Below are 26,136 nucleotides of genomic sequence, written 5' to 3' on the forward strand. Positions count from 1 at the left end.
TTGATAATGGAAGCTATATCTATTTAAATTCATAACTAATATAAATATGGCTAAATTAACTCGGAATCAATTCTACTTATTTTTCCAATTTCTTGCGTATTAATATCATTATTACCTGCTTGCAAACACTCCTGTTCACTTTGACTAGTTAAACGTAAATTGAGTAAACTGGCAACCCACCCAGCCGTCAATCCTTGGAGTAAAACTGTCATCATTATTGTTAAAAATACCAAGGCTTTAATTGAATCACCGCCATTAATACCCTGTTTTGTAAGTGAAACTGCAAATAATGAAGCTAAAGAAGCAGCTACAATTCCACGGGGAGCAACCCAAGATAAAAATAACTGCTGTTGCCAGTTTAAATCTTGATTCCAGGTAGATATTAAAATGTTAATAGGACGTATTATCAGCATCAGCGCTAGAACTGCCAGAACACTACCCCAACCCAAAGCGAAAATACTGGCAATTGATAAGTCTGCTGCTAATAGAATGAACAAAACTGAATTGGCTAAAATACTTAACTGTTCATTAAACCCACGTAGTAAAAGCTCCGAAGGCAGGTTACTAGCTCTTAAAACTATCCCCATGACTACAGCAACCACTAGACCAGACTCACCACGTAGCGCCTGTGCCAAACTAAATAAACCCCAGACACTAGCTAAAACAACTAAATTTTTTAACTCTTGAGACAAGAATTGATCCTGTTTGAGAAGTTGGGATAGCAACCAGCCTCCACCTACACCAATAATTATGCCTAGACCCAAACGTAAAACTAGACCCTTAATTAAAATGAGAGGCTCCACATTTCCACTCAACACAAAATGAAGCACGATTACAGCCAAAATTGCACCAATTGGATCGATAAAAACCCCCTCTCCTTCTAAAAGTGTTGAGACTTGTTTTTCTACACTAATTTGCTTGAGGAGGGGATTAATAACTGTTGGGCCTGTCACAACTACTAAAGAGGCATATAGAAAAGCAATTGGCCAAGGAAATTCACTTAGCCAGTGTGCAGCTATTGCAGCCCCCGTTAAGGTAATTAGTACTCCCAAAGTGACAAGATTACGAAGGCTTGTAGAAACTTCTTTTAACTCTCCTAACTGTAGATTTAAACCACCCTCGAATAAAATCACCGCTACTAACAGCGAAACCAGAACTTCTAAACCAACACCCAATAATGATGGATCTAAAAAATCAAAACCATCTCGCCCCAGAAGAATCCCGAACAGAAGTAGCAAGACAATACTAGGAATGTGAAAATAACCAGCTAAAACTTGAGCAGCAATACCAGCTACAACCGTTACACTTATCAAAATAGTAATAGGCAAAGATTCTTCCATAAAAAATTTAAGTCGTGCTGTACAACCTCCTATAATTAAAATCAAAAACCATCAGCAAGTAGGGTAACTTGCTGATGTCAAAAAAGTTCTTAGTTCACAATACAACCTTGACAAAGACTCTAAACATTAGCTAAAGCTGCTCCAGGGACTAATTCTACCTTCACCCAACCTGGTTGCCGTTGGTCAAATGCCTTATATGCATCAATAGCTGACATTAGCGGCTCGACCTGTGTTAAGACTTTTGTGGGGTCTACTGTGCCATTACGAACCAAATCCACCAACGTAGGAATATATTTGCGGTGATTACAATTGCCCATGTTGATTGTGAGATTTTTGTTCATTGCTGTGCCGATGGGAAAGAAATTATGGGTGGGGGGATAAACTCCAATAATTGAGAGTGTACCAGCTTTGGCTAATGCTTGAACTGCCCACTCTAATACTTGAGAAGGAGCATTACCTGGATGCCAATTGCCGTTTTGAGGATTGGTTTTAGGGGCAATTTGTTGTAACTGTTGTTGAAATTGTTGTGCTTCTTGTCGTGCTTTTTTGGCTGCTGGGCCACTGTCAGGAGCATTAGCATCTACACCAACTGCATCGATCGCTCTATCCACACCAACTCCTCCAGTTAGTTCGCGGATTGCTTCAATTGGATCTTCGGCATTATAGTCAATGATTTCTGCACCCAAATCACGCGCCATTTCTAAACGTGAGGGAATTGTATCCACTGCAATGATGCGTCCTGCACCGAATAATCTGGCGCTAACGATCGCAAACTGCCCAACAGGGCCACAGCCAAATATGGCAACTGTATCCCCTGGTGTGATCTCTGCAATATCGGCTCCAAAGTATGCCGTAGGGAAGATGTCAGACAACAGAATTGCTTGGTCGTCTGTAACCTCTTTTGGTAATTTTACTAACCCTGCATTGGCATAAGGAATTCGAGCATATTCCGCCTGCAATCCATCAAAGGGGCCTGCTGCTTCTGGGCCTCCAAAAAAAGCTGTCCCGGCGTTATGCCCGTGGGGATTGGCGTTATCACATTGAGCGTGATATCCTGTGCGGCAGTAACAACAGTAGCCGCAGGCAATTGTCGAGGGAACGACAACGCGATCGCCTATTTTCAAATTCCGTACATTGGAGCCAATCTCTTCAACAATACCAACGCCTTCATGTCCCAGAATTGTACCGGGTTTCATTCCCGTGAATGTTCCACGAATCATGTGTAAATCCGTGCCACAAATTGCACTAGAGGTCAGCCGAATAATGGCATCAGTTAGTTCTTTAATTTTTGGTTCTGGTACGTTATATAATCGAATATCTCCGATTCCGTGAAAAACAACCGCTTTCATGGTGAGTACTCCTAATTCATGAGGTTTACATTTCAGACAAAAATGAGTAGCTTGTGTTTTTAGCTACTAAAAAACACGAGAAAATATATATGCAATAGAGTCAAGAAATCTTGTATCCAAATTATTTTTTGATGGATAGCTTCAGCAGACAATTGAGCTTATTTTGGGCTACATGACATACGCACTTAAAAATTATGGTATCGATATTGCTATAGTTTCTTATCGTCCTTTAGATGGAGTTGAAGAAGAATTCAGAAGTCAGAATGGGCTAAACGCCCCGCTACCGCTAACAGGAGTCAGAATCAAGACGCTCTCTACGAGACGCTAAAAGCGAACGCGGACTCACTATCAGTCGGGGGTTCATACCCGCGACTGATAGCGTAGCGTTAGCGAGTCCACGAGCGTCTTGAAGACCACTAAATTTTCAATTTAGTGGGAGTCTAAACCCGGTTATTCAGACGCTCCTGCGTCGCTAACGCTGCGCTATCCGCCAATCGTACAAAATTCATGTTTGTTTTCTGACTCCTGACTCCTGAATTCTGTTCGATAAATTGTGGATAGCAATGCAATGTCAGGCAAAGAAACTGGAAGCAATAGCAAACTTTTTAATAGGATCATGGTTAATAGCGATCGCTCCGTCGGAAGCGATCGCTAGTAATCCAAGTTGCTAATTAGTTAAATTATCTTAGGTATACTAAGCACAGACGCCGAAGAACTGCGAGGGGAACTACTGGCAATTGAAGCTGATACCTACGCTGAGTTTGTCCGCGCAGGTAAGTTAAATAAAGAACTTTCACCTTTTTTGCAAACAAACTATGACAGAGGAGATGAGAGAGAATAATTGACCCACATGACTTTATGCTGGGCAAAATTCAAAGTGGAGGCACTGGCTAATTAGTCCAGAAACTTAATCTAACCCGAAGTTTCGGGTTAGTGGTAATTCATGCTCAATCCTCATTCCGTAACTGCCAGACTGCACCAAAAGCGGCCCCAGCCCCAGCTAACAATCCAGTACTCATACCTTGGATAGTTTTTTGGAACGGATCTTGGGTTAGGCACTCACTTGTAACTTTGCTGTCTCCCAGGCAGAGACTACTTTCTGCCCAACCAGCAGTACCTCCTAAAATTACACCAGTTATACTACAGGAAACAATTAGCAGTAAAAGACGTTGTGTTTTTCTAGCCATAGATGGATGTTTTACTCAATTTTGTATTTTAGAATTTACAGTGGCTAAATATGTGAATAAATTAGTCTAGATAAAGAATTTTAGATTTTTCTAGAGTTAAGCCACTGTTTAATCGGTCTGCTTTAGCAAAATTTCAAATCTAAAATTATGTCAAAAGTTAGAGATTTTAATACACTCTCAACTACTTTACACATGTATGCAGCAAATGTCAGCTGGTTTCGGGCTAACGAGGGCAACTTAATAGGGTTCGCATAAGATAAGTTGCCTGTCGATAGCCTTTGTAGAGACGTAGCGTTACATAGTCTTTACACACCATAAAATTCCGTTTGAAACCCGTTAGCCTCGGCGTAGTCGGTGAGTTGCTACCTACTGATGCTCAGAAAAGCATTTACTCAATCTTCAAGTTGAAAGGCAAGCGGGCGTAAACTCCCTGTGGATCGTTCATCTTTTGCAGAATCTCTACTTCTTGTTGCAATTTCTGAAATTCAGTGGTGAGGGGATTGGCTGATTTGAGTGGCGTCCCCTCAATCCCGAAAGCAGTCCGCACCTCTTCTGTTGCACGCCCAAAAAAGCGTTCTCCGAAGCTGCTTGTGCGAGGATATTCTTGCACTTCCCAGTCTTCTCCTAGTTTCGCCTCTTTGACAGCATAAGCGATCGCACTATTTAAACCACCAATTTCATCTACCAAACCAATTTCCTTCGCTGCTACACCCGACCAAACCCGTCCTTGGGCAATTTCTGCTACCTTTTGTTCTGGGAGTTTGCGACCTTGAGAAACTTTATTCAGAAACATATTATAAATTCGGTTAACACTGCGCTGATAAAGCGCTAACTCTTGGGGCGATTTCGGACGCGAAACTGTTTGACTATCAGCATAGGTTCCAGTTTTTACCGAATCCCAGGTGATGCCATTATCATTAGCCAGCTTTTCACCATTGAACAACACCCCAAATACACCTATTGAGCCTGTAATGGTATTTGGTTCGGCAAAAATGCGATTTGAGTCGCTAGCAATCCAATAACCACCAGAAGCGGCGATATCACCCATTGAGACTACAACTGGTTTCGCTTTGCGAGTTAATTTCACTTCTCGCTGCATGACTTCAGATGCAGTAGCGCTACCACCGGGACTATTAATTCGTAATACAACAGCCTTTACATCCTTATCTTGTCGGAGTTTGTTGAAGATTTTGGCAAAGCGATCGCCTCCTACTTGCCCATCTTCTCCTTTACCATCGACAATTTCACCCTCAGCATAAACAACGGCAATTTGATTTTTTGAACTACGTTCTACACCCAAAGATTTGCCGGAAACTTCTGCGTAGCTATTCAGGGTAATTTGTCGGAATGTTTTGTCTTCTTTATCAGTATCTGTCAACTTTTTCAGGTCAGTTACCACTTCATCTGGGTATTGTACTTGATCAACTAAACCGCTAGTTTTGGCTTCTGTGGCTTCCAGTAGCGCCTGATTATCTGCGATCGCTTGCAATTTATTAGGTGCAAGTTTCCGACTTGCGCCCACAGTAGTGCGCCACTCTCCCCAAACATCATCTAACAATTTCTGAGTTTGTTCGCGGTTTTCTGGACTCAATTTAGTGAGAAGAAACGGTTCAACGGCTCCCTTAAATTTCCCTACCCGCACGACTTGAACACCAATGCCATATTTCTGCAATGCTCCCGCTAAGAACATCGGTTGTGAACTTAAACCGTTAACTTCCATCATTCCTAGAGGATTAAGGATAATGGAATCTGCCACTGAACTAAGGTAATATTCCTTTTCACTCCAATCACTGCCATAAGCCACAATCTTTTTTCCAGCAGCGCGAAACTCCTCAAGGGCTTTCCGAATTTCTTTAAGGGAGGCGTAGCCAAGGCTACTAGCTTGGCTTGTCTTCGTTGCATCTAAATAGATCCCAACAATTCGCCGATCGCGTCGCGCCTTTTCCAAGGTTTGCACAACTTTGCGGAGTGCCATCCTTTCGTCATCTACACCTGATAATGTGTTTTGAAACAGTTCGCCTGAACTAGGTTCACTATCAGTAATTTTCATCGATAAGTCAAAAACCAGCATTGACTTATCTTTCACATAGGGCCCAGTATCTTTGGAGGAACTAGCAGCCAATATCAGTAAGAACAGTCCGGCGGTTCCTAAACCACCGAAAATAATTAGTCCTAGTAAAGTGCCAACTAAACTAGCAAAAGTTTGTTTGATAAAATTACGCATTAGTTATTAGTCATTGGGCATGGGGCATGGGGCATGGGGCATTGGGCATTGGGCATTGGGCATTTATAAATGACATAGACGCTTCTGCGGCTTCCCGCAGGGTAGGACAAATGACTAATGACTAATGACTAATGACTAATGACCTATTTACTTATTCTATGCGCTGTAAACTACCAGAGTGCTTTAACTGATACAAGGTGGCGTTGCCAGTGCAGAATAAGACTGTGGTGATTTCGGCGATTAATACTTCAGCAAGTTCGGCAACTGCTGTCTCTGATGTTGCTGCTGCTTGCAAAAAAGGCATTGCTAAACCAGCGATATCTGCTCCCAAGGCGATCGCAGCTGCAATATCCAATCCGTGACGCAAACCTCCCGAAGCAATTAAGGGCACATCTGGAGCGATCGCTCTAACAGTTGTAATACACTCTGCCGTCGGTAAACCCCAATCGGCAAAAGTTCTCCCTAAACGACGTTGCAAAGGATTTTCTGCCCGTTCACTTTCTACCTTTGCCCAAGAAGTACCCCCCGCACCAGCTACATCAATTGCTGCTACTCCGGCGGCAATGAGTTGGTTGGCGATCGCGGCTGAAATGCCATTACCAACTTCCTTCGCAATCACTGGCACTGGTAATTTAAAACATAATTTAGAAATCTTGTCAAGCAAACCTTTAAAATTAGTATCACCTTTCGATTGAATGCACTCTTGTAGAGGGTTAATGTGTAAAATCAAGGCATCAGCCTCTAAAATATCAATTACGCGCAAACATTCATCTAAGCCGTACTTGTAGTTAAGTTGCACAGCACCCAAGTTTGCAAATAGCAGAACATCAGGGGCATACTTGCGGACAGCAAAAGTATCAGCTACCTGGGGTTTTTCTACTGCTACGCGCTGAGAACCGACACCCATCGCAATTTTGTAGTGTTGCGCGACTTGGGCCAAACGTTGGTTAATCATTGCCGCTTGTTCTGTTCCGCCAGTCATGGAAGAAATTAACAAGGGTGCGCCAAGGTGTTTCCCCAGGAAAGTTGTACTGATATTAATATCGTTGTAGTTGAGTTCGGGTAAGCAAGAATGGGTAAAGCGATAACGTTCCAGTCCATTGGTGATTTGATGAGACTGAACATCTTCTTCTAAACAGATCCGAATGTGATCGGCTTTGCGATTCTGAGTTTGTGCAGAGATGTTGGTAGGGGCGTTCACTGGTGGGTATGGCTAAAAGTATTGGCTTGCGATCGCTATTGTTACATTGTCTGCAACCGTATTTGTATAACAAAAATATTTATTTTCGCTATCTTTCGGGTACGTTACGCTATTGATAACAGAACCATTCCCCTTTTGTGAGTTAATTAATATGGTTTTACAAACAGAAAAGCGCTACTACACCCCAGAAGAATATTTGGAATTAGAAGAGAAGGCTGAATATAAAAATGAATACAGAGACGGAGAAATTATACCCATGACAGGAGGAACAACTAACCACAACAACATTGCAGGTAATTTTTACAAAAAATTTCCCCTGACAGTGCAAGGACAAGATTATGAGATTTACATAGGCGATGTGAAATTATCAATATTTCGTTATCGCATTAATACTTATCCTGATGTTATGGTCATCAAAGGTAAGCCTATTTATGAGGGAACAGGTAAAACAATTATCACTAATCCCTTATTAATTGTTGAAGTTTTATCAAATTCAACTAAAAATTATGACAAAACAGATAAGTTTAAATATTATCGTTCAATTCCTGGTTTTCAAGAATATATTATGATTGACCAGTATAGTTTTGCTGTGGAACAATTTGCAAAGCAAGCAGAAGGTCAATGGATTTTTAAGGAATATGAAGGTGAAGATGCAGTTTTAGTATTAGATTCTATCGATTTTCAAATTGCCCTGCGTGATATTTATGAGCGAGTTGATTTTGAGTTGATTGAGGAATAAAATGCCTGCGGTTGATTTGAACCCTTACCGAGAAGCAAGTGAAATCGGCGGTTAGAAACCGCACGCCAGGTGCTACCCTGCGGGAAGCCGCAAAGTGCCATTAATCAAAAGGCGATCGCTCCCACCTCCTGATATCGGTAAACTACCTTGTCACCTTCAATATTCTTGCCTTCGTCATCAACTTTGCGGTACAGATGACGACCAACGATAATGTATTCATTATCAACATTTTCCCCAAGCTGGTACTCAAGAAAGAAAGCGACAGGGACAATATTCTAGGAAAGCCTTTTATGAATAGATTAGACAAGACAACACAAATTATATCTCCCTGGTGGCGTTGGCCTCTTGAAGCTCTATTCCCAGATAAAAAGTTTGATGGACAATTCCAAAATCCAGGTAGCGAAGAGGTTTTTGATTTTGACTCGGTTATATCATCTGTTAATCCCATCACTATGATTGCATCTGAGATTGCCTATTATCCAGAAAACGATAAGCACGAACTTTTTACAATATTTGTCTCTGGGCTGGGACAAAATAAATCTGAGTCTTCAAAAAGGAGCCGTAGGTATGCTAGTACTCTTTTAACTGGTATCGCCAATATGAACAACTCTTCTTTTCTGAAGCAACGTCCAATTATTGCTTTCATTAACCGATACCTCGACTGGATAAATGCAGTTATTGACTATCTAAATTTATCTGGTAGTCCAGTTATTAAAAATGCAGCCATTTTGATTAATTACTCTGTAAACAACTCGATACCTCTTAATTTATCGGGTGATAGTCTTGGAACAATTTACTTGGCTAGAGCTATTAAGCTTGCTAAAAGAATTTTTATCAGTGAACATGCTAGGGTGTTTGACTTTAAAGAACGACAAATTCAAGAACAGAAGTGGCAGCAGCATACTAATCAACTCATCAATGTTTTGACCTTCGGAAACGGCTATCGAAAATGGATACCAGGCCCAAATTATATTATGGTTTTCATTGAAGGCGATATATTACCACAAAAATTTGGAATGACACCCCAAAGGGCTATTGAGCAAAAACGAGACGATATAAAATTTTTGGTATTTCAGCGTTTGTTTACTGAAGGCAACTTTGAAGCCCATAATATGATGTTTACAATCGAACTTCTTCGCCAGACTTTTAAGAAAAATCAAATTGAAGTTGGTGATTTTATGGGCTTATATAACAAACTCAGTTCCAACACTTTAGAAATTGCTACAACCGATGAAATATCATGGCCAAGCGATATGAAAAACTACGTATGGAATCCAGACAGTCTCAAATCAATTTTATCTCTCTCATCTCATGAATAAAAATATAAACGATTCATAAAGATATTGTCGTATGTGTAGTCAGAAAATAAATATCACTTGATGCAAAACTATAGCTTAACAGGCACTAATGATTGAGCGCTTTGTCAGGGAGCATCCCAAATGTGTAAAAACATATTTTGTCATTGCGAGCGTAATGAAATGAAGCGAAGCAATCGCAGCCGCTAGACTTTGCGATTGCTTCATTCCGCTTCGCTCCATTCGCAATGACTAGTTCTAATTGGTAAATTTGCAAAATTGGGATGCTCCCCTTTGTCAATCTAGTTTTTATCGATTTATGCGAGCTAATCTAATACTTTCTCCGCAATTTAGCTAGACATTAAAGAACTACAACTCATTTAGGATTACTAGATAAATACGAGTATTTTTATCATGGGACAAAATGCAACAAGAAATATCAATTCTTTCTTAGTTTGTGGGCTGGGGAATTTGGGGCAGTATTGTGTATCTATCTTGAAAGAATTTGGTGCAAAGGTAAATGCTATTGAAATCGAAAACATTCAAAAATGGGAAATTCCTGACATATCCGATTTAGTAGATAAACTTGTGATTGGTGACTGTCGTCAACCCAAGGTATTGGAAGAAGCCGGGATTGGCCTGTGTCAGGCAATTCTGATTGTTACCAGTGATGAGAGGGTGAATATTGCAGCAGCATTTGCAGCGCGATCGCTTAATCCCAATCTACGCCTAGTCATCCGGTCAGCCCAAGAAAATCTCAATGAATTACTCAGTGAAAACCTCGGTAATTTTGTGGCCTTTGAAGCTACTCAGTTACCTGCTAAAAGTTTTGCACTCGCTGCTCTAAGCAGTGAAACTAAGGATTTTTTCACTTTAGAAAATCATTTAGTCCGTGTGGTGAGAGTACCAATTGACGTTTCCCATCCTTGGAGCAATTATCACCCACTTCAGAACATTAATAATCCTCACCGCCGAGTTCTCTTCCATGCTAAAGCAGGGAAACCCCTACCAAAGATATTCTACCAATGGGAACCTAATGCTCAAGTTTTGTCAGGAGATACCATCGCCTATATTGAAGTCAACCAAAACCTTATCCCTCCATCAGCACGACCTGCCAAAAGTATCAAGCAATTCTGGCAAACAATTGTTACTATCCTAAAGTGGCAAAATCTCCGAAACAGACTAACTCAGTTTTGGAAACAAAACAGCCAAACCCAACGTGTAGCTATAGTTTGCAGCATTTTCATGGTCGGATTATTCTTATGTGGAACGGTGCTATACAAGCTGCAATACCCCAAAATCACCTTACAGGATGCCATTAATGTTTCCCTAGTTCTGAGCCTTGGTGGCTACGATAACCTGTTCGGACAAATACAACTGCCCTTTCCCGTTCCTTGGTGGTTGCATCTCTTCAGTATCAGCTTGACTGTGGCAGGTACGGTTTTTGTCGGTATTCTTTATGCCATTATGACTGAACGTATCCTAGCTGCCAGATTTCAATTTTCCAAGGGTCGTCCCTCTGTGCCAAAAGCAGATCACATAGTACTAATTGGTTTGGGAAGAGTCGGTCGACGAGTTGCACAGCTATTGCTTGAACTCAAGCAACCATTAGTGGGAGTTCACGCCACTGACTTGGAACCAGGAGTGTTACCCCAAATGCCGCTAATTATCGGAGATATCACTAATGCTCTTAATAAAGTCAATATAACCACCGCCAAAAGCGTCATTGTTGTCACTGATGATGAGGTGGTAAACTTAGAAATTGCCTTGAGAACTCACGCCGCTAACCCCACAGCCAGTTTGGCTATTCGTACTTTCGACCCACGTTTTAGTGAGAATGTCGCGCAACTGCTGCCCTATGCTCGGGTTATGGGCGTCTATGCACTTGCAGCTGAAGCATTTGCAGCAGCTGCTTTTGGGGAAAATATCCTTAATCTATTTCGTTTAAATAAACAAACTATACTTGTGACTGAATATCAAATTGAAGCAAACGACACCCTCAACGGACGATTACTGGCAGATATTGCTTACGGCTATGGATTAGTGCCAATTTTACATGCCAAAGCTAATCATCAACCTGCAAAGTTTATGCCCTCTGATGATATGAGGCTTCGTGTAGGCGATCGCTTAGTGGTTTTGGGAACAATTGAAGGATTGCAAAGAGTAGAACGAGGAAGCATTCCAGCCGGTCAATGGTTAGTGCGAGTAGAGAAAGCAGTATCTGCACAAGCAGCTTTTGAAGGAGCAGCAGTCATTTCGCGGGTGTGTGGTTGTGATATGCAGCTCGCAAGAACCTTGATGAAGCAACTACCCGAAACTCTACAATACCCCCTGTACAAACACCAAGCCTATCGCTTGGTAAGTGAATTAAGTAAATCTCAAGTTCTAGCTCATATAGCCCGTAATGTTTAGAAAGAGTAGCACTTTGATAGTTAGTTAAGTGCAGCAGCGATGTCTAGTTTAACGTGAGTGTAAATCTTTCCAGGGGCTAACCTTAAAGCATATAAAAATGCCAAAAAACAAAATTTTTTTGGTCGTTTTTGGCAAATATTTAATTGGTAGAGGGTGATAGATAGTATGATTGATACCTTTATTAAGAAAAATACTGATTATAAATTTATGTTTACTTTTAAATCTTTATATTTTTTATTTAAACTTTACAGTTTCTTGATGATAATTTTGTAAGTCTCTTTTAGGATGGTGAAAGCACATTAACTGTGTCACTATAAAGGCGTTTTAGCGAAGATGTAAATTTTCTGTGTACGTAATGATGATAATAGCAGCAGATTCACAAAACAGGCTGCAAGGAAGCCGTTATAGTAATCGAGGAAATATTTATTTATTTGCTCCAATGGTTAACTTTAATGTAATGGCTGAAGTTGGAGATACTCCCCCCTAATTTAACGTGCTTTTGCTTGCTTGAAAATTGTACCAGGAATTTGACAATTACATCTTGATGGCGTGAGTAAATTCGATTCCGATTTCGGAACAGCGTAAACAGATGTAATTGAATTGAAATAAATACTTTGATATTTGATGATTGAATATCTAAATTACATGAGCTTGCCAAATTGCTAACTAATACACATAGAGAGTTAGGTATTTCATGCTGTGGCAAAGCATTAAGCTTCAGTATTCATCAGTTCCGAATATCAAAAAGTATTTTGTCTAATTTCCAACTAGTACACGTATTGAAGAAGAATTCAGCTATTCTGAATTCAGGAGCCGATCTGGAGACGCTCCGCCTCCGGTCAGAATCAAGACGCTCTCTACAAGACGCTACGCGTAGCTTGCTTCCCCGTAGGAGTACGCGGACTCGCTCTAAGCAAAGCTATGCCGTAGGCTTTGCGCTGCGCTATCTGCCAGTCGTACAAAATTCATTATGTTAACGATAGCGGGGTGTTTAGCCCATTCTGACTCCTGAATTCTGTTCGAGAATACAGCAGAATTCAGAATATTGCAAACTACTGTAATTACAGAATTTGTTTGTAAACAGATACAGCATTTCTTGTATAGCTATGTCTAACAATTAAATAACACCTGTATTCAATAGCTTCTAACTTTAGAGCTTGCCTTGGGTTTTTCAAACATTTGAAAAACTTTATTTTAGCCATCTTATTTTTTATGGATATGCAATCTCAAAATGCAGATATATAAATATAGATGGTACATAAAAAGACTCAAATACAGGATGTTTTTACTTAGGCATTTCAAGATTCCATAAATTTCCAATAACACAATTTAGCTGGGAAGAATAGAGCCATGAATAACTTGAAACATTTTTCAAAGCTTAAGCGTTTTCAACAACTTTTATTGACCACTCTTTTAGGCGATATTCCAACAATTTTTGGCGGCGTAAAGTTACGTAATCTGCTATATCGCACTATTTTTTCCCGGATAGGTAGCTCAGTTTATATTCAAGACGGTGTTGAATTTATTAGTACTGATGCTATTGAAATTGGGAATGGAGTATATATTTTAAAAGGTGTTCGTATCGATGGAAAAGGACACGAAAACAATAGAATTCATCTAGAAAATGGAGTTATTATTGAGCGCAACGTTTTAATTGGGGCACTAAACAACACTTCTATTCACATTGGACAAGATACTTTTATTGGCCCTAGCGTTTGTATTAGCGGCCCTGGAAATATCAAAATTGGTAAGCACTGTTTAATTGCAGATCACACTGCAATGTATGCCAATAACCACAACTTTGCAGATCCGACAGAACCAATTAAATACCAAGGTATTACTTGTAAAGGAATCGTGATTGAGGATGACTGTTGGCTAGGACATGGGGTGAAAGTATTAGATGGTGTCACCATTGGTAGAGGCAGTGTAATTGGTGCTGGTGCTGTTGTCACTAAAGATATTCCCCCATTTTCGGTAGCTGTGGGTGTACCTGCACGAGTAATCAAAAAGCGTGAAGGTAAAGAATTTGCCCAGTCTACAGAATTGCCTATGTCATCTTAAAACTAATGGCAACAAAACAGACAATTTGAGTATTATTAAACACCTTAACCAGAGGTAAATCTATCTATCAGTAAAACCATAGTAGGAAATAAAGTCAATGACTAAAATAACAGAAAAATCTACTGATAAGAGACTTCATCTTCCTTACTTGGATGGCTTACGTGGATTAGCATCTCTGTATGTTGTACTTGTTCACGTTGAACCAGGAATCGGAGAGCAATTACCTATGCACTGGTTATTTTTTGTGAGGGCTATGAAATATGGTGCATTTAGTGTCGTCAGTTTTATTGTACTTTCTGGCTATGTTTTGATGCTGCCAGTAGCACGTTCTGAAAATGGTCATTTGCCAGGAAGTTTGATTAATTATATCAAGAGGCGATCGCGGCGAATTTTACCTCCGTACTACATAGCTTTATTCATCTGTCTGCTAATAGGATTAGTTGTCTTCATTATTGAGCAATTTACCAGTTTTCAATGGAATGAATTAGCCGGACTAGGCTCATTTTCTCCTAAATTCTCTTTGATTGATGTTTTATCTCACCTGCTATTAGTTCACAATCTTAGCGAGAGTACATACATAACTATCAACTCACCTATGTGGAGTATTCCAATAGAATGGCAAATGTACTTTTTGTTTCCGCTATTATTGTTGCCTATATGGCGGCGTTTTGGATTATTGATGGTTGTCATCATCGCCTTTGTAATTGGTCTAATACCCATATATTTGTTCAATGGATTTCTTGAACAAGCCAATCCTTGGCTTTTAGGCATATTCTGTTTAGGAATGGCAGCAGCAGATATTGGATTTTCCCAAAAACCCAAGCTAGTAGCTATGAGAAATTCTCTACCTTGGGGGCGACTGGCTATTATCTTTACTTGTATTGCCTTTATTACTGAATGGCGACAACTAGGATTGCATATATGGATTAATCAAAGTTTTGCTGGACTTGCCTTTGCTTGTTTATTTATTGGTTTAACCAAGTCAATCATTAACGGAAAAGAGCCACAATTAGCATTAAGGATATTACAACATCCTTGGGCGATCGCACTTGGAACGTTTTCATATAGCCTCTATCTAACTCATGGGCCAGTCTTAGTCTTCGTGCGTTATTTCCTGTTTTACCTGCCAATCTCACCAGATATGTTTGCTGCTGCATCCTATTTACTAGGTACAGTCCTGTCACTGATCATTGCTTATTGGTTTTACTTATTCTTTGAGCGACCATTTATGTCGAATTTCTTAAAGAAGCGCAAGGTGAAAGATGAGCTTATCTAACTAGTCTCAATTATCAGTCGTTGGAGTGTAATTTGAATGACTCCAATGGCAATTTGTACAATTATCCAGCCACTTAAACAAATTAAAATTGCCTTGGTCAATTTGATATTTAACCAACCCTTTAAGGCTACAATTACTGCTAACAAACTCCAGAGTGATAGTCCAATTTCAATTGGTCTTCCCAAAAGCGGAATCACTGTAAAAAAGTTGAATATTTGGGGACTATAAGCAAAGCCAATCGGAATCAGCAGTTTTCTATAGGTAGGGATAGATAATCGCAACTGCTGTCCGATTTTCCAAATGGTAAATGTCCAAAAATAGTAACCTGCTACTACACTTAAAGCGCTGATTACAAATATAAAAATTAGCAGTGATAATGTCACCTGAGCCAGTAATGGAATAATTACACTGCCTGAAGCATGGGCGATCGCTGCCAAAATTACAATTACTTGAGCAATTTTTACTGCGTTGGGGATTCTGCAACTACCTTCATCAAAATTTCCCTTCAAAATGAATACATCCCATAGCGCTTTTTTCATCCTATTGGTTGATGCTCGGTTACTCACAACAAATCTTCCTCCAGATTGGTGACTTACTACAATATTGTCAGCTAAAAGTAATCCGTAGATGACAACTTAACCAATACAAATTGGATGAATAATTTTTTGGCAAAACTTCTCTTGTGGATGCGAAATGGCGGACTTAAGCTATTTGGGTTTACTGGATTTCTATTACTAATTTGGGGGACTTTTGCTCCTGTGGGAACTATTGTATGGTGGTTAGACAGGGGGTCGGAAAAGTTAGAAAAAAGAAGCAGAGAGTTAGCTAACCGAATTAATGGAGAAGATACTAATTCTCATGTTACCTCTAACGCAAGTCGCTGCTACATTGTTTTCTTGCCAGGAGTAGGGGCTGAGAAAAATGAGGTGTCTCCTAGAGAAGAAGCATTTTTAGATCGTTTAGAGCAAGACCAACCACAATGTTTAACTGTACGGAGTGTTTTTCCTTACTCTGCGGCCAATGAGAACATTGGTGGACAACAGGTATTTGAATTTCTATGGAAAGTGAGCGAGAATGCAGAAGGTTGGTTAAAATTAACCGAACGTATACTAGAAGTCCGTAATGTCTGGAGAATGGCTGTTTCCGCCGATAACCGCTACGGGCCTATCTACAACCAAGCGATCGCTCTGACAATTGTAGAGCAAATGGAGAAACAGCAACCAATTCCCACATCTCCAGAAGAACCAATTCAGCTAATTTTAATGGGTACAAGTGGCGGCGCTCAGGTGGCTTTAGGTGCAGCTCCCTATTTAGACAAATGGCTGCCAGTGGAAATTAGTGTGGTTTCCTTTGGAGGTGTATTTGATGGTAATGAAGGCTTTGATGTCGCAAAGCACGTTTATCATTTTCGGGGAGAGCGAGACTGGGTTGAAAACATTGGCGGAATAGTGTTTCCGTCCCGATGGCGATGGACTGTAGGTTCTCCCTACAATCGCGCTCGCCGTGATGATCGCTATGCAGTTTACAGTAGCGGCCCCCACGAGCATCAGGGAGAAAAGAGCTATTTCGGTAGAGAAGTTGCTAAAAATGATGGTACGACATACGCGGAATTAATGCTTAAACAGGTAAATCAACTCCCTATCTGGTCTTCTGTCAACACACCTTCTAAGTAAATAATTAAGTTATTTTGGAATTTTGCGGGATGATTTAGCGGCGTCTAAAATTTCTCCCCTACCCTCAAAGTGATGGGATATGCAAAATAATGAATACGATAAATACTGAAATTCCAAAGAACGAAGATAACAATAAACGACCCCAAACTTCTATTGTCTGTTGCTTAGTTTCAATGACAAAGATTTATCGTACACTCGTGTTGATATGCTTTCTTTAGGATGAAACTCAAACGTTACCGAAAAGTGACATTTAACGTGAAAGCTTGAGAAGTTCCTACACTAATTGTAACTATGGACTATGATAGAGACATAGTTGAGTATCACCCCTGAGATGATTATTTTACCTCGTCGGGTACTCTCTACCGCCTCAAAGGGGCTGTCGCGGGTATCTCCAGCTCCAACCAAACTAATTACTCCCCCTTAATGTCCACAGAAGTAGGCAGCAGAAGTCTAATTTTGAGGAGAGATGCAATGGAAATTAGTTGCAAAAATGAAATTTAGTCTTTAGAAAGTACATAAGCCTTCTCTAGGTTGTTTGGTGATTAAAAACACACATGACTTCTGTATCTGTAAAAACTATTACTCAATTAATCGTCGCTGCTGACATACACCATAGTTGAAAAATAGATAAAGCTTTCAGAATCCAGAATTAGTATTACAAACTCGGTTCATACAGTCTATTTTGCTAATTTCAATCGTTTGCGATCGCTCTTTCTTTGAGCGACTCATTTGGAGCATCACCTTTTTGGGTATTGCACTCCGTACCTCCCCACAATAAAACACATGCTAAGTGCAATACAAAGCTGCATTTCTGTAATCAAAAGTAATCTTTTAGAGGAAATCTTTATGCAAGCGACAACAGTAACTCTTCTCTGTCCCAACCCAAACTGCAAGTATCCCAATTCAGAAACACACAGATTTTGCCAACAATGCAGAACTCCGTTGGTAAAACAATATTTATGGGTAGAAGGACAGGGAATTGAAAATTACCATGTAGGAGATTTACTGCTTAATCGATTTTTAGTCAAAAGTTCAAAAGTTTTGCTGGATACTCGACCAGAGCAATCCATTGAAGCTCAGATATTTGATCCTGCTTCAGTTCAACCCTATCTTAAACTATTTCCCTACTGTCCCCATATTCCTCAACCTTATTGCGTTCTCTATCTTGAGGAAAAACAGTCTCATCAAGAAGTTCTGCTACTTGATCAAGCACCTATTGGTAAGTGTGATTTATCTACAGAGGAGAATTTAGAGTTAAGCCATAGATATGCACAGCCATTGGAACTAGCTTGGAAGGGTGCAAGTGCTTTGCGACAAATTAACTGGCTGTGGCAAATTGCTCAACTTTGGCAACCTCTAGCTGAACAGAAAGTAAGTTCTAGTCTACTCCAACCTAATTTAATCCGAGTAGAAAGTTCTCTGGTTCGTCTACTAGAACTCCGTCAAGATCGTGAAGCAACACCGAGTCTGGCAGAATTAGGACAGATGTGGCAGCAGTGGTTGCCAACAGCAAATAATGCGATTAAATCTGCTTTAAGTTCGCTTTGCCTGCAAATGATTGAAGGACAGATTCAGAAAATTGATCAATTAATCAATATATTGGATGAATTCTTGCAACAGTCTGCGATCGCTCATAAATTTACTTTTACAGTTGCAGCCCAAACAGATCAAGGACTGACTCGTCAATCCAATGAAGATACTTACTATGTTACAGATAGAGAAACCTTCTCTAACCTGCCTTTAACGATTGTTTGTGATGGTATGGGTGGTCATGCAGGGGGAGAAGTCGCTTCATCTGTTGCAGTCGAGGCGATCGCTCAACACTTGCAAGGGGTAAATATTGCATCCGAAAATACAACTTCTCTCGTCATCAAATTACACGAAGGTATCTACAAGGCAAACGATTTAATCAACCAATCTAATAATCAAGATCATCGTCGAGATTATCAACGCATGGGCACGACTATAGTGATGGCACTAGCTTGTCCTCCTAAAATGTATATCGCTAATATTGGTGACAGCCGTGCTTACTTGATTAACCGTTCTGGCTGCTATCAAGTGACTACAGACGATAACATGGGGTGTAGATTGGTTAGGTTAGGAATGAGCTTTTATCGAGATTCATTTTCTCATTCCAATAGCGCACAATTAATCCAAGCACTGGGAGTCAGTTCTTCAAAAGTTTTGCATCCTAGAATTCGTCAGTTTGTAATTGATGAAGATTGCATCTTTTTACTTTGCTCTGATGGTTTGAGTGACAACAATCGGGTTGAAGAATATTGGGAAACAGAAATTTTACCAGTTTTAGCAGGTGAAATTGATTTGACAGTTGCTAGCCGCCGATTAATAGATTTAGCAAATCATCTTAACGGTCATGACAATGTAACTGTAAGCCTGGTTTACTGCCAAGTCTCTTAATCAGATACACCGTACTGATGTGTTGGAGACAAGGCAAAACAAGGGGAATTCAAAATGGTCAGCAGACAAATTACTAACATTTTAGAAGGTATTACCAATACCTTATGGCAAGCTGCTTTGCGTTTCAACAAACGTGCTGAACGGCGTTTAGCAGCACAATATGCCGTCACCTGCGTTTTGGCTGAGGCGACTACCTTAGCTGATGCTGTGATTGCTATTCTCAAATCTTAATGACGTCGGCTGTTGGCAGTCAGATTGGTCAATTTATGGAACGTAAACGCGCAGAACAAGAGCGCGAACAATTGTTAGAGCAGGAACGAGCAGCACGAGAAGCAGCTGAAACAGCAAACCGGATTAAAGATGATTTCTTGGCGGTGTTGTCTCATGAGTTAAGGTCGCCCCTTAATCCTATCCTCGGTTGGGCAAGATTATTGCGATCGCTTTAAGTGCCTATGCAAGTGAGTCTAGCCAAAAACAGGCACTTGTGGCGGGTTTCAGCTACATATTTCAAAACCCTTTGAGGCAGAAGAGTTAGTCAAGGCGATCGCCCGTGTATTGCCAAAGCATATCTCTAAAGAAACGCTTTGCTTATCTTGACAATGGGGATTGAAGAAGAAATATTTTCATGTATTGATTGTGAGTTATTACTAGTCAATATCTAAAACTAATCTATTATTTCTATGAATATTTATATACTTGACCTGCTAGTAATTGGCTTACTTCTGCTTTTAGTCACATTAGGTTCAGGGTGGATTCAGCGATTACCTCTTTCTTATGCCCTGATTTATTTAATTGTAGGGATATTACTTGGCAAGTATGGATTAAACCTAATTCAAATTCAACCCCAAACTCAGGTGTTAGAGCGCGTCACAGAATTTGTGGTGATTGTTTCTTTATTTAGTTGCGGCTTAAAAATGAATCGCCCTCTAAAGTTTTGGGCTTGGAATTCCACAATTCGACTCATTGGTTTTCTCATGCCAATTTCTATCTTTGCTATAGCGGCGATTAGTCATTGGTTTTTGAACTTAAATTGGGGAGCCGCTATTCTGTTGGGTGCAATTCTCGCACCAACCGATCCGGTATTAGCATCAGAAGTTCAACTAGCAGATATGGGAGATCAAGATGAGTTGCGATTTGGCTTAACTTCGGAAGGAGGTTTGAACGATGCGTTAGCTTTTCCCTTTGTTTATTTTGGAATTTACTGGTTAGAAAACGATAATTGGCAAAGTTGGTTCAAACAGTGGGTAGCTGTTGATTTAATTTGGGCGATCGCAGCTGGTATTGGTATGGGTAGTGTAGTCGCAAAAGCAGTGATGTGGATTGAACAGCGACTTCATAAATTCCGCCCCGTTGATGAGTTAATGGAAGATTTTATTGCTCTAAGTATTATTTTATTGACGTATGGGCTGACAGAACTAATTAATGGTTACGGATTTTTAGCAGTATTTGTTGCTGGATTAGTTGTACAGCGTAGTTATCCCAATCCTCAACGGCGGCTTTCTCAACTAGAATTCAGTGAAAAAATAGAAAAATTAATGGAGGTAGGAACTATTCTACTTTTAGGTTCTTTACTGCGAATTGAACCTATTCTCAAATTTGGTGATGATGCCCTTTTTATTGCTGGGATACTAATATTTGTAATTCGACCTTTAGGTGCTTGGATTAGTACAGTTCGGTTAGGTTTTTCTGAGTCTCCTCGCTCCCAGTTTCATCCAGCAACTCGTTGGTTATACGGTTGGTTTGGTGTGCGAGGAGTTGGTTCTTTATACTATCTTTCCTATGCTTTAGGTAAGAGTTTACAAGGAGATTTAGCAGATAAAATTACTTGGATCACCTACATAACAATTGTAGTGTCTGTGATTTTACATGGAATTAGTGCAACTCCCTTGATGAATTGGTACGAAAAAACTGTTATAAAATCAACTTAAATTAACCACAATTTAAAAAATTGAAAAGCAGCATTTTATGTTAAACGTGGAGAAAAAATTGCACAATAAAATTTGCATTGACCTCAACTTCGGTGATGATTGCATCAATCCATTTGATGAAATGGATCATAATTTATGGGTGAAAATTGAGCATTTAGGGCGTTACTTATTTGCAGCAGACTATCTACGTCAATTTAAGCTGAACTGTATTGCGGATATTGCTTGTGGTGTTGGTTATGGACTAGCAGAGTTAGATAAATCTGCTGATTTAGTAATTGGTGTAGATGGAAATACTGGGAGCATCCAGTTTTGGCAGAAATACTCAAATAGCCAGTAAACCATTGAGATAAGCACAACGAACTGAGAGGATTTGATTAACACTATCAACATTCCATTGTGCGCCAGAAATTTTCATCCTAGCTCCAATCTGTTTAATAGCAGACTCGACTGCACCAGAACCAATAGAACAAAGTTGTTCAGCCTGGTAATAGCTGTAGTTGACAATGCGAGAGCGATGTTTTTCAAGATAAGCGATGAAGTTCTTAACTTGTTTGCCTCGACGATTATGAAATAAAGCTTTAGTTTCTTCGACTTGACCTTGCCACAAAAGAGTTTCAGCAACTTTAAGCCGCTTTAAAGAACCGCCAATTTTGTAGAGATTTTCTTTGAGGTGATACCAATCCAATATTTCCCAACGCTGAAAATGCTCTGTTTTACCAAACTCTTTGACTAAATTCCACACGCCATCATGACCATCCCCCAAGCATACTAATGGGTTAACCAGACGCTGGCTATTGACATAATCAACTAATGATTGGTTGTCATCAAAAAACGCACTATAGTAAATTCCTTGTAGTCTTAAGGTTTTATAGTCTCGCCAGTGACACCCGGCTTTCGGTTTACCCCGGAGTCGGACTTTTCCCCCATCTACACTGACTTCTGAAACTGCTTGTTTTGCAAGTGGTAATTCAAAATCTTGTGACAGTACTAATTTTTGTTGCGTTGAGTGACCCACTTTCACTCCTGTCAATGCCTCAACTTCAATTTCTGCTTTTTGGTATGATTCGTTAGCTGACAGCCTCAAACAACACTTTTGAAGTAATGGGCTTAACCGACTTCTGGGCTTCAAACCCAGTTTCTGTAACTGTTTGGCTTTAAGAGTCAGTTCCCCCACCAAGCTTTTAATTTTCCTGGTTTTACCTACTTTTGTTCCAGTTTTTTGTTCGATAAAAAAAGGGCTATTTCTGGGCTAACTAGTTCTAATATTTGACTGCGAACTGTTTTTTCTATGCCTTCCAGGTCTGTTAGCTTACTTTTGTCTGCTTCTTCATACAACAATGTTGCCACTTCTTGTAAGCACGCTTTGAGCCGTTCTTGTTTATCCTGGTTCATGATTCCTGGTTCACGCTTCTTTCTGTCTGTTATTTTCTCCTAAAATCTGTATATCTTCCAAAAGTGGATGCTCCCGAAATACTGAAGTGTTAGAACAGGCAAAACAACAATGTAACCCTGTAAAAACTCAATTAATTCAACATAACCTAAATCAACCTGAATTATTAGCGAATAAGTGTAAATTAACTGTTGATGCAATTGTCAGTTTTGAAACCTTGGAACATTTAATTAACCCTGCCTTTGTTATAGAGGAATTTTCTCAAATTCTCAAACCTGGAGGATTTCTGATCTGCTCCGTTCCCAATGTTTTATATGAACCTCGTGATGTAGCTGGATTGCCATCCAATACTTGTCATAAGCATTTTTTTAGTTATAAATCGCTCTCTAATTTACTCGAAAAAAATGGATTTCAAATTAATTATCGAGTAGGTCAAGCTTGGTCAAACATTTTATTTAAGCGGGAGTCTCAGCTTTTACGCCATCGAGCAATTCGACAACGCATCGGAGATTATTCTTGCTTACATACTCCAGAAATTGTTCGCCACCTTGCCTACCTGATTGCTTACCCCACAGTTGAGGATGTGGATGGTTCATACTCATTAATCATTGTGGGGCAAAAGATTAGGTAGCTAGAGATTAACACTGGAAAGTAGAGGAAAACTGGCAACAGGTAACATTCCGAATGCTAGTAGTAATTAGACAAAAACTCAAATTGTCAATCTCCAAGGACGGAGATTTGGAGATTGAAGTTTTCAGAGGCTAGGGATTGGGTATGGGGCATTGCTCATTCTCCTTGTCCCGCATTTCTCACAAGCTCCCCTGCTCCCTTCGCGGGTGAAGTAATAAGTAATGAGTAATGAGTAAAGAATCTTACTTATTACTCATTACTTATTTAATTAATGAGATGTGGTGAGAAATCCAGGCTTGTCCCTCCCCATCTCCCTAGTTCCTCAATATCCTCAGATTTTTGACGACTTATACCCATCTGGGGCATCTTCTCGATTGCCAGCATTATTTGCGCCAGCCACGATTGATTGAGGTTGTTCTACGAGCAGCGATGTTCCAGTTACACCGTCTAAAATCAGTTTTTCTGAGTCTTTTACCACATTGTCTGAATCTGGAAATACGAAACGTAACAGTGGCGGAGCTAAAAAGGTAGTGAAAATAACCATCATGATAATTGCTGCTCCTAGTGATTTAGAGAGAACACCACTGGCAGCACCAACACCAGCGAACACCAACCCGACTTCACCCCTTGGAATCATCCCCACACCGATCGCTAAACGGTTGATTTCCGGTTGACCAAACACGCTAAAGCCTGTGATCACTTTACCAATAATGGCTACTGCAATCAGGAAAGCTGCCATAATTAGACCTTCCCGATTGCTGGGGATTGCTGGGTTCAATACTCCCAAGTCAGTTTTTGCCCCAACAGTCACAAAGAAAATCGGTACTAGCATATCAGCAATGGGAACAACTTGCCTTTGCAGTTCTTTGCGCTTATCAGTTTCCTCTAGAACTAAACCCGCCGCAAAAGCTCCCAAAATTGCTTCTAACTGAATAATGGAGGCAAAGTATGCCATGACAAAGGCAAAGATAAATGCTGGTATCACCAACTCGCCGCGTGTCTTGAGTTGATCAGCGATCGCCACAAAGGACTTATTGAAAACATTACCTAGTAGGATTGCTCCCAAAATAAAACCAGTGGCGCTGATAATCAAATAAATCACTTTACTGACATCCACCACGCCATCTTTAGCTAGGCTGGCAACTACTGCTAAAACAATGATCCCCAGTACGTCGTCAATAACGGCAGCGCCCAGGATAATCTGCCCTTCTTTGGAATTGAGCCTTCCTAGTTCTGACAGCACTTTGGATGTAATACCAATACTAGTGGCGGTTAAAGCTGCCCCAGCGAAAATTGCTGGCACAGCACCGACACCAAACAAAGTCATTAGTCCCACAGTGCCTGCGGTAAAGGGTACTACTACCCCTACTACTGCCACAATCGAGGCTTGGATACCAACCGATATTAGGTCTTTTAAGTTCGACTCCAAGCCAATTTCAAATAGCAGAATAATCACACCCAGTTCTGCCAAAACAGAAACGACCTCTGACTGTGCTTCAAATACTGCTGGAGTTGCTTCGGGAGTTAAACCGGCAGTAGTTTGCAAAAAAGTCATGACTAGAGAGTTAGAACTGTCTGTGCCACCTTCTGGAAACACCAACAGATGCAAAACTGAGATGCCTACTATCACACCTCCTAAGAGTTCACCTAAGACAGTTGGCAAACCCACTCGGTTAGATAATTCCCCACCAACTTTACTTGCTAGGTAAATTACAACTAAACTCAGTAGTACTGCGGCTAGTACCATTGAACTATCTGCTGTTTCTGTTGTACTAGCCAGCAGGGGAAAATATACGTTTACTGCATCTAAAAATTGCATGTGTTCTGCAAAAATCCTAATGTGTTCTGCGAAAATCCTTCTCTTTCTTTTTACTCCTTTATGGAAAGCAACATATATTCACGTATATACGCATTGCTCATAGCAGGAATAAATTAATTTGAATTTGTACTATCAATCAACTCAATCAGCCGTTGCCAGTAAAAATCGGATATTGGGACAGATGTTTATTTAACTTACGTCAGTTGTCGTGCTTCTTGAATCCACTGTGCCATCAGCCCAGAGTTGCGGTATATGTGCTGAGGTTGTTGCTGTGTCGTTGTTACTTGAAAGCGTAAAACTCGCCTTTGGAGGTCATGCATTGGTAATTGAGCTAGTTGATTAACAGAGCAGATACCAACGTGAAGCAGCAAGCCACAATATTCACAACCGACCGATGGTAGCCGGGAAAAATCTGCTAATGCAACCCATTTATGAATATGCTGAATATGTATCTGCATTTGAGCAGCTAAGTTTTGTTTGGCTAACTCGTTACGGGTTTTTTGCAAAAGTTGGAATGTAGTTTCGATACCACAGTCTTTGAATTTCTGAGAATCTTCAGGGGTGATTCCTGGCAAAGATTCAATTTGCCAGTTTCTTTGAAGATCCAGCTTAGTTTGAGGTGTTTTGCGTGTGCTTACCATTGTTGTTGTAGTTAATATGTGTATGTTTAATTACCCAAAAACTTGAGTGCAATCTCAGCTCATAGTTTTTTTGGGAGTAATGTTCTTGTGGTTTGTTGAATCAATGTCTGTAGAACAGCCAAAGCTTTAAAACGGCTTAGTTGGTGTTGCCTAACTGCATATATGGTGCGATCGCCTTACCTCTACACTTAAAGCTTGCTACGTGTAGGGTTCTGTAGTAGAGAGGTACAAAGTTTACCATCACTCACATTGCCAAAACCAATACCGTATCAAGAAAATAGAGATGAGTCTCTACTTGAAGATGATTAATTCTTGAAACCACATAGAACACTTCAGATGCAGACTTCTGCTGCCTACACCAAAGCACTCAGGGCGGAGTAATCTGATTTATTCTACTCGAGTATAGAGCTGGGAATACCCGCAACAGCCAATTAGAGGCGGTGAAGAGTACCCCACAAGGCAGTTTTGCCATCATTTTTGGGGGTGTCTCACAAAAGTTATCAATTCTATGATAGGCGATCGCGGTGATTATGGCTATAGTTCATCTAATCTA

The 26,136-nt window shown here is 40.2% G+C and carries 20 protein-coding genes and 2 pseudogenes; 13 read left to right on the forward strand and 9 right to left on the reverse strand.

What is annotated here, in order from left to right:
* Positions 1–98: 98 nt before the first annotated feature.
* Positions 99–1,340, reverse strand: a pseudogene (locus ANSO36C_RS01155) (cation:proton antiporter); the annotation flags it as partial.
* A gap of 119 nt (positions 1,341–1,459) precedes the next feature.
* Complete coding sequence (locus tag ANSO36C_RS01160; protein WP_251958011.1) at positions 1,460–2,689, reverse strand: zinc-dependent alcohol dehydrogenase; 1,230 nt, start codon at positions 2,687–2,689, stop codon at positions 1,460–1,462.
* Positions 2,690–2,861: 172 nt separating this feature from the next.
* On the opposite strand from ANSO36C_RS01160, the gene ANSO36C_RS01165 reads away from it, so the two are divergent.
* The gene (locus ANSO36C_RS01165) at positions 2,862–3,017 is read left to right on the forward strand and encodes a hypothetical protein (RefSeq protein WP_251958012.1); all 156 of its coding nucleotides are present in this window, start codon (positions 2,862–2,864) and stop codon (positions 3,015–3,017) included.
* Positions 3,018–3,636: 619 nt separating this feature from the next.
* Here ANSO36C_RS01165 and ANSO36C_RS01170 read toward each other — a convergent pair.
* The 3 genes from ANSO36C_RS01170 to fni form a co-directional block, all read right to left on the reverse strand.
* Positions 3,637–3,876, reverse strand: a complete 240-nt coding sequence (locus ANSO36C_RS01170; protein WP_251958013.1) for a hypothetical protein — start codon at positions 3,874–3,876, stop codon at positions 3,637–3,639.
* A gap of 388 nt (positions 3,877–4,264) precedes the next feature.
* Positions 4,265–6,100 carry a signal peptide peptidase SppA gene (gene sppA, locus ANSO36C_RS01175; RefSeq protein WP_251958014.1) on the reverse strand — a complete coding sequence of 612 codons (1,836 nt, stop codon included), beginning with the start codon at positions 6,098–6,100 and terminating at the stop codon, positions 4,265–4,267.
* A 151-nt stretch (positions 6,101–6,251) separates the two neighbouring features.
* Positions 6,252–7,301, reverse strand: a complete 1,050-nt coding sequence (fni, locus tag ANSO36C_RS01180; protein ID WP_251958015.1) for a type 2 isopentenyl-diphosphate Delta-isomerase — start codon at positions 7,299–7,301, stop codon at positions 6,252–6,254.
* A gap of 151 nt (positions 7,302–7,452) precedes the next feature.
* On the opposite strand from fni, the gene ANSO36C_RS01185 reads away from it, so the two are divergent.
* From ANSO36C_RS01185 to ANSO36C_RS01205, 5 genes are all read left to right on the forward strand, one after another.
* Positions 7,453–8,040, forward strand: coding sequence for a Uma2 family endonuclease (locus ANSO36C_RS01185; RefSeq protein WP_251958016.1), 588 nt, complete (start codon positions 7,453–7,455; stop codon positions 8,038–8,040).
* 194 nt (positions 8,041–8,234) lie between these two features.
* Positions 8,235–9,359, forward strand: coding sequence for a hypothetical protein (locus ANSO36C_RS01190; RefSeq protein WP_251958017.1), 1,125 nt, complete (start codon positions 8,235–8,237; stop codon positions 9,357–9,359).
* A 390-nt stretch (positions 9,360–9,749) separates the two neighbouring features.
* Positions 9,750–11,747 (forward strand): potassium channel family protein, encoded by a 1,998-nt coding sequence (locus ANSO36C_RS01195; protein ID WP_251958018.1) that lies wholly within the window; start codon positions 9,750–9,752, stop codon positions 11,745–11,747.
* Positions 11,748–13,097: 1,350 nt separating this feature from the next.
* Positions 13,098–13,808, forward strand: a complete 711-nt coding sequence (locus tag ANSO36C_RS01200) for an acyltransferase (RefSeq protein ID WP_251958019.1) — start codon at positions 13,098–13,100, stop codon at positions 13,806–13,808.
* Positions 13,809–13,905: 97 nt separating this feature from the next.
* Positions 13,906–15,084: an acyltransferase family protein gene (locus ANSO36C_RS01205; protein WP_251958020.1), complete on the forward strand. Its 1,179-nt coding sequence runs from the start codon at positions 13,906–13,908 to the stop codon at positions 15,082–15,084.
* Here ANSO36C_RS01205 and ANSO36C_RS01210 read toward each other — a convergent pair.
* Complete coding sequence (locus ANSO36C_RS01210) at positions 15,081–15,650, reverse strand: hypothetical protein (RefSeq protein WP_251958021.1); 570 nt, start codon at positions 15,648–15,650, stop codon at positions 15,081–15,083. The genes ANSO36C_RS01205 and ANSO36C_RS01210 overlap by 4 nt on opposite strands.
* A gap of 99 nt (positions 15,651–15,749) precedes the next feature.
* Here ANSO36C_RS01210 and ANSO36C_RS01215 point away from each other — a divergent pair, with 99 nt between their 5' ends.
* From ANSO36C_RS01215 to ANSO36C_RS01240, 6 genes and pseudogenes are all read left to right on the forward strand, one after another.
* A complete protein-coding gene (locus ANSO36C_RS01215; protein WP_251958022.1) occupies positions 15,750–16,757 on the forward strand; it encodes a hypothetical protein in 1,008 nt (335 codons plus the stop codon).
* A gap of 846 nt (positions 16,758–17,603) precedes the next feature.
* Positions 17,604–19,175, forward strand: coding sequence for a PP2C family protein-serine/threonine phosphatase (locus tag ANSO36C_RS01220; protein WP_251958023.1), 1,572 nt, complete (start codon positions 17,604–17,606; stop codon positions 19,173–19,175).
* Positions 19,176–19,229: 54 nt separating this feature from the next.
* Positions 19,230–19,406, forward strand: coding sequence for a hypothetical protein (locus ANSO36C_RS01225; RefSeq protein ID WP_251958024.1), 177 nt, complete (start codon positions 19,230–19,232; stop codon positions 19,404–19,406).
* Positions 19,407–19,444: 38 nt separating this feature from the next.
* Positions 19,445–19,615, forward strand: a pseudogene (locus ANSO36C_RS01230) (histidine kinase dimerization/phospho-acceptor domain-containing protein); the annotation flags it as partial.
* Between the two features lie 240 nt (positions 19,616–19,855).
* The gene (locus ANSO36C_RS01235) at positions 19,856–21,103 is read left to right on the forward strand and encodes a cation:proton antiporter (protein ID WP_251958025.1); all 1,248 of its coding nucleotides are present in this window, start codon (positions 19,856–19,858) and stop codon (positions 21,101–21,103) included.
* 58 nt (positions 21,104–21,161) lie between these two features.
* Complete coding sequence (locus ANSO36C_RS01240; protein ID WP_251958026.1) at positions 21,162–21,440, forward strand: hypothetical protein; 279 nt, start codon at positions 21,162–21,164, stop codon at positions 21,438–21,440.
* Here ANSO36C_RS01240 and ANSO36C_RS01245 read toward each other — a convergent pair.
* A protein-coding gene (locus ANSO36C_RS01245) for an ISKra4 family transposase (protein WP_251958027.1) occupies positions 21,426–22,495 on the reverse strand; the annotation gives its coding sequence in 2 pieces (ribosomal slippage) (positions 21,426–22,339 and positions 22,339–22,495; 1,071 coding nt in all). The genes ANSO36C_RS01240 and ANSO36C_RS01245 overlap by 15 nt on opposite strands.
* Positions 22,496–22,581: 86 nt before the next feature.
* Here ANSO36C_RS01245 and ANSO36C_RS01250 point away from each other — a divergent pair.
* Positions 22,582–23,124 carry a class I SAM-dependent methyltransferase gene (locus ANSO36C_RS01250; protein WP_251958028.1) on the forward strand — a complete coding sequence of 181 codons (543 nt, stop codon included), beginning with the start codon at positions 22,582–22,584 and terminating at the stop codon, positions 23,122–23,124.
* A 330-nt stretch (positions 23,125–23,454) separates the two neighbouring features.
* Here the strand turns inward: ANSO36C_RS01250 and ANSO36C_RS01255 are convergent, their stop codons facing one another.
* Positions 23,455–24,942 carry a cation:proton antiporter gene (locus ANSO36C_RS01255; protein ID WP_251958029.1) on the reverse strand — a complete coding sequence of 496 codons (1,488 nt, stop codon included), beginning with the start codon at positions 24,940–24,942 and terminating at the stop codon, positions 23,455–23,457.
* 194 nt (positions 24,943–25,136) lie between these two features.
* Positions 25,137–25,583 carry a DUF4332 domain-containing protein gene (locus ANSO36C_RS01260; RefSeq protein WP_251958030.1) on the reverse strand — a complete coding sequence of 149 codons (447 nt, stop codon included), beginning with the start codon at positions 25,581–25,583 and terminating at the stop codon, positions 25,137–25,139.
* Positions 25,584–26,136: the final 553 nt, after the last annotated feature.

It is taken from the genome of Nostoc cf. commune SO-36, from assembly GCF_023734775.1.
Lineage (GTDB): Bacteria > Cyanobacteriota > Cyanobacteriia > Cyanobacteriales > Nostocaceae > Nostoc > Nostoc commune_A.

What these genes read in the sequence shown, in the direction of transcription:
- ANSO36C_RS01160 (WP_251958011.1), bottom strand. Translation starts at nt 2,689, where the DNA reads ATGAAAGCGGTTGTTTTTCACGGAATCGGAGATATTCGATTATATAAC.
- ANSO36C_RS01165 (WP_251958012.1), top strand. Translation starts at nt 2,862, where the DNA reads ATGACATACGCACTTAAAAATTATGGTATCGATATTGCTATAGTTTCT.
- ANSO36C_RS01170 (WP_251958013.1), bottom strand. Translation starts at nt 3,876, where the DNA reads ATGGCTAGAAAAACACAACGTCTTTTACTGCTAATTGTTTCCTGTAGT.
- sppA (WP_251958014.1), bottom strand. Translation starts at nt 6,100, where the DNA reads ATGCGTAATTTTATCAAACAAACTTTTGCTAGTTTAGTTGGCACTTTA.
- ANSO36C_RS01185 (WP_251958016.1), top strand. Translation starts at nt 7,453, where the DNA reads ATGGTTTTACAAACAGAAAAGCGCTACTACACCCCAGAAGAATATTTG.
- ANSO36C_RS01190 (WP_251958017.1), top strand. Translation starts at nt 8,235, where the DNA reads ATGACGACCAACGATAATGTATTCATTATCAACATTTTCCCCAAGCTG.
- ANSO36C_RS01195 (WP_251958018.1), top strand. Translation starts at nt 9,750, where the DNA reads ATGGGACAAAATGCAACAAGAAATATCAATTCTTTCTTAGTTTGTGGG.
- ANSO36C_RS01200 (WP_251958019.1), top strand. Translation starts at nt 13,098, where the DNA reads ATGAATAACTTGAAACATTTTTCAAAGCTTAAGCGTTTTCAACAACTT.
- ANSO36C_RS01205 (WP_251958020.1), top strand. Translation starts at nt 13,906, where the DNA reads ATGACTAAAATAACAGAAAAATCTACTGATAAGAGACTTCATCTTCCT.
- ANSO36C_RS01220 (WP_251958023.1), top strand. Translation starts at nt 17,604, where the DNA reads ATGCAAGCGACAACAGTAACTCTTCTCTGTCCCAACCCAAACTGCAAG.
- ANSO36C_RS01225 (WP_251958024.1), top strand. Translation starts at nt 19,230, where the DNA reads ATGGTCAGCAGACAAATTACTAACATTTTAGAAGGTATTACCAATACC.
- ANSO36C_RS01235 (WP_251958025.1), top strand. Translation starts at nt 19,856, where the DNA reads ATGAATATTTATATACTTGACCTGCTAGTAATTGGCTTACTTCTGCTT.
- ANSO36C_RS01255 (WP_251958029.1), bottom strand. Translation starts at nt 24,942, where the DNA reads ATGCAATTTTTAGATGCAGTAAACGTATATTTTCCCCTGCTGGCTAGT.
- ANSO36C_RS01260 (WP_251958030.1), bottom strand. Translation starts at nt 25,583, where the DNA reads ATGGTAAGCACACGCAAAACACCTCAAACTAAGCTGGATCTTCAAAGA.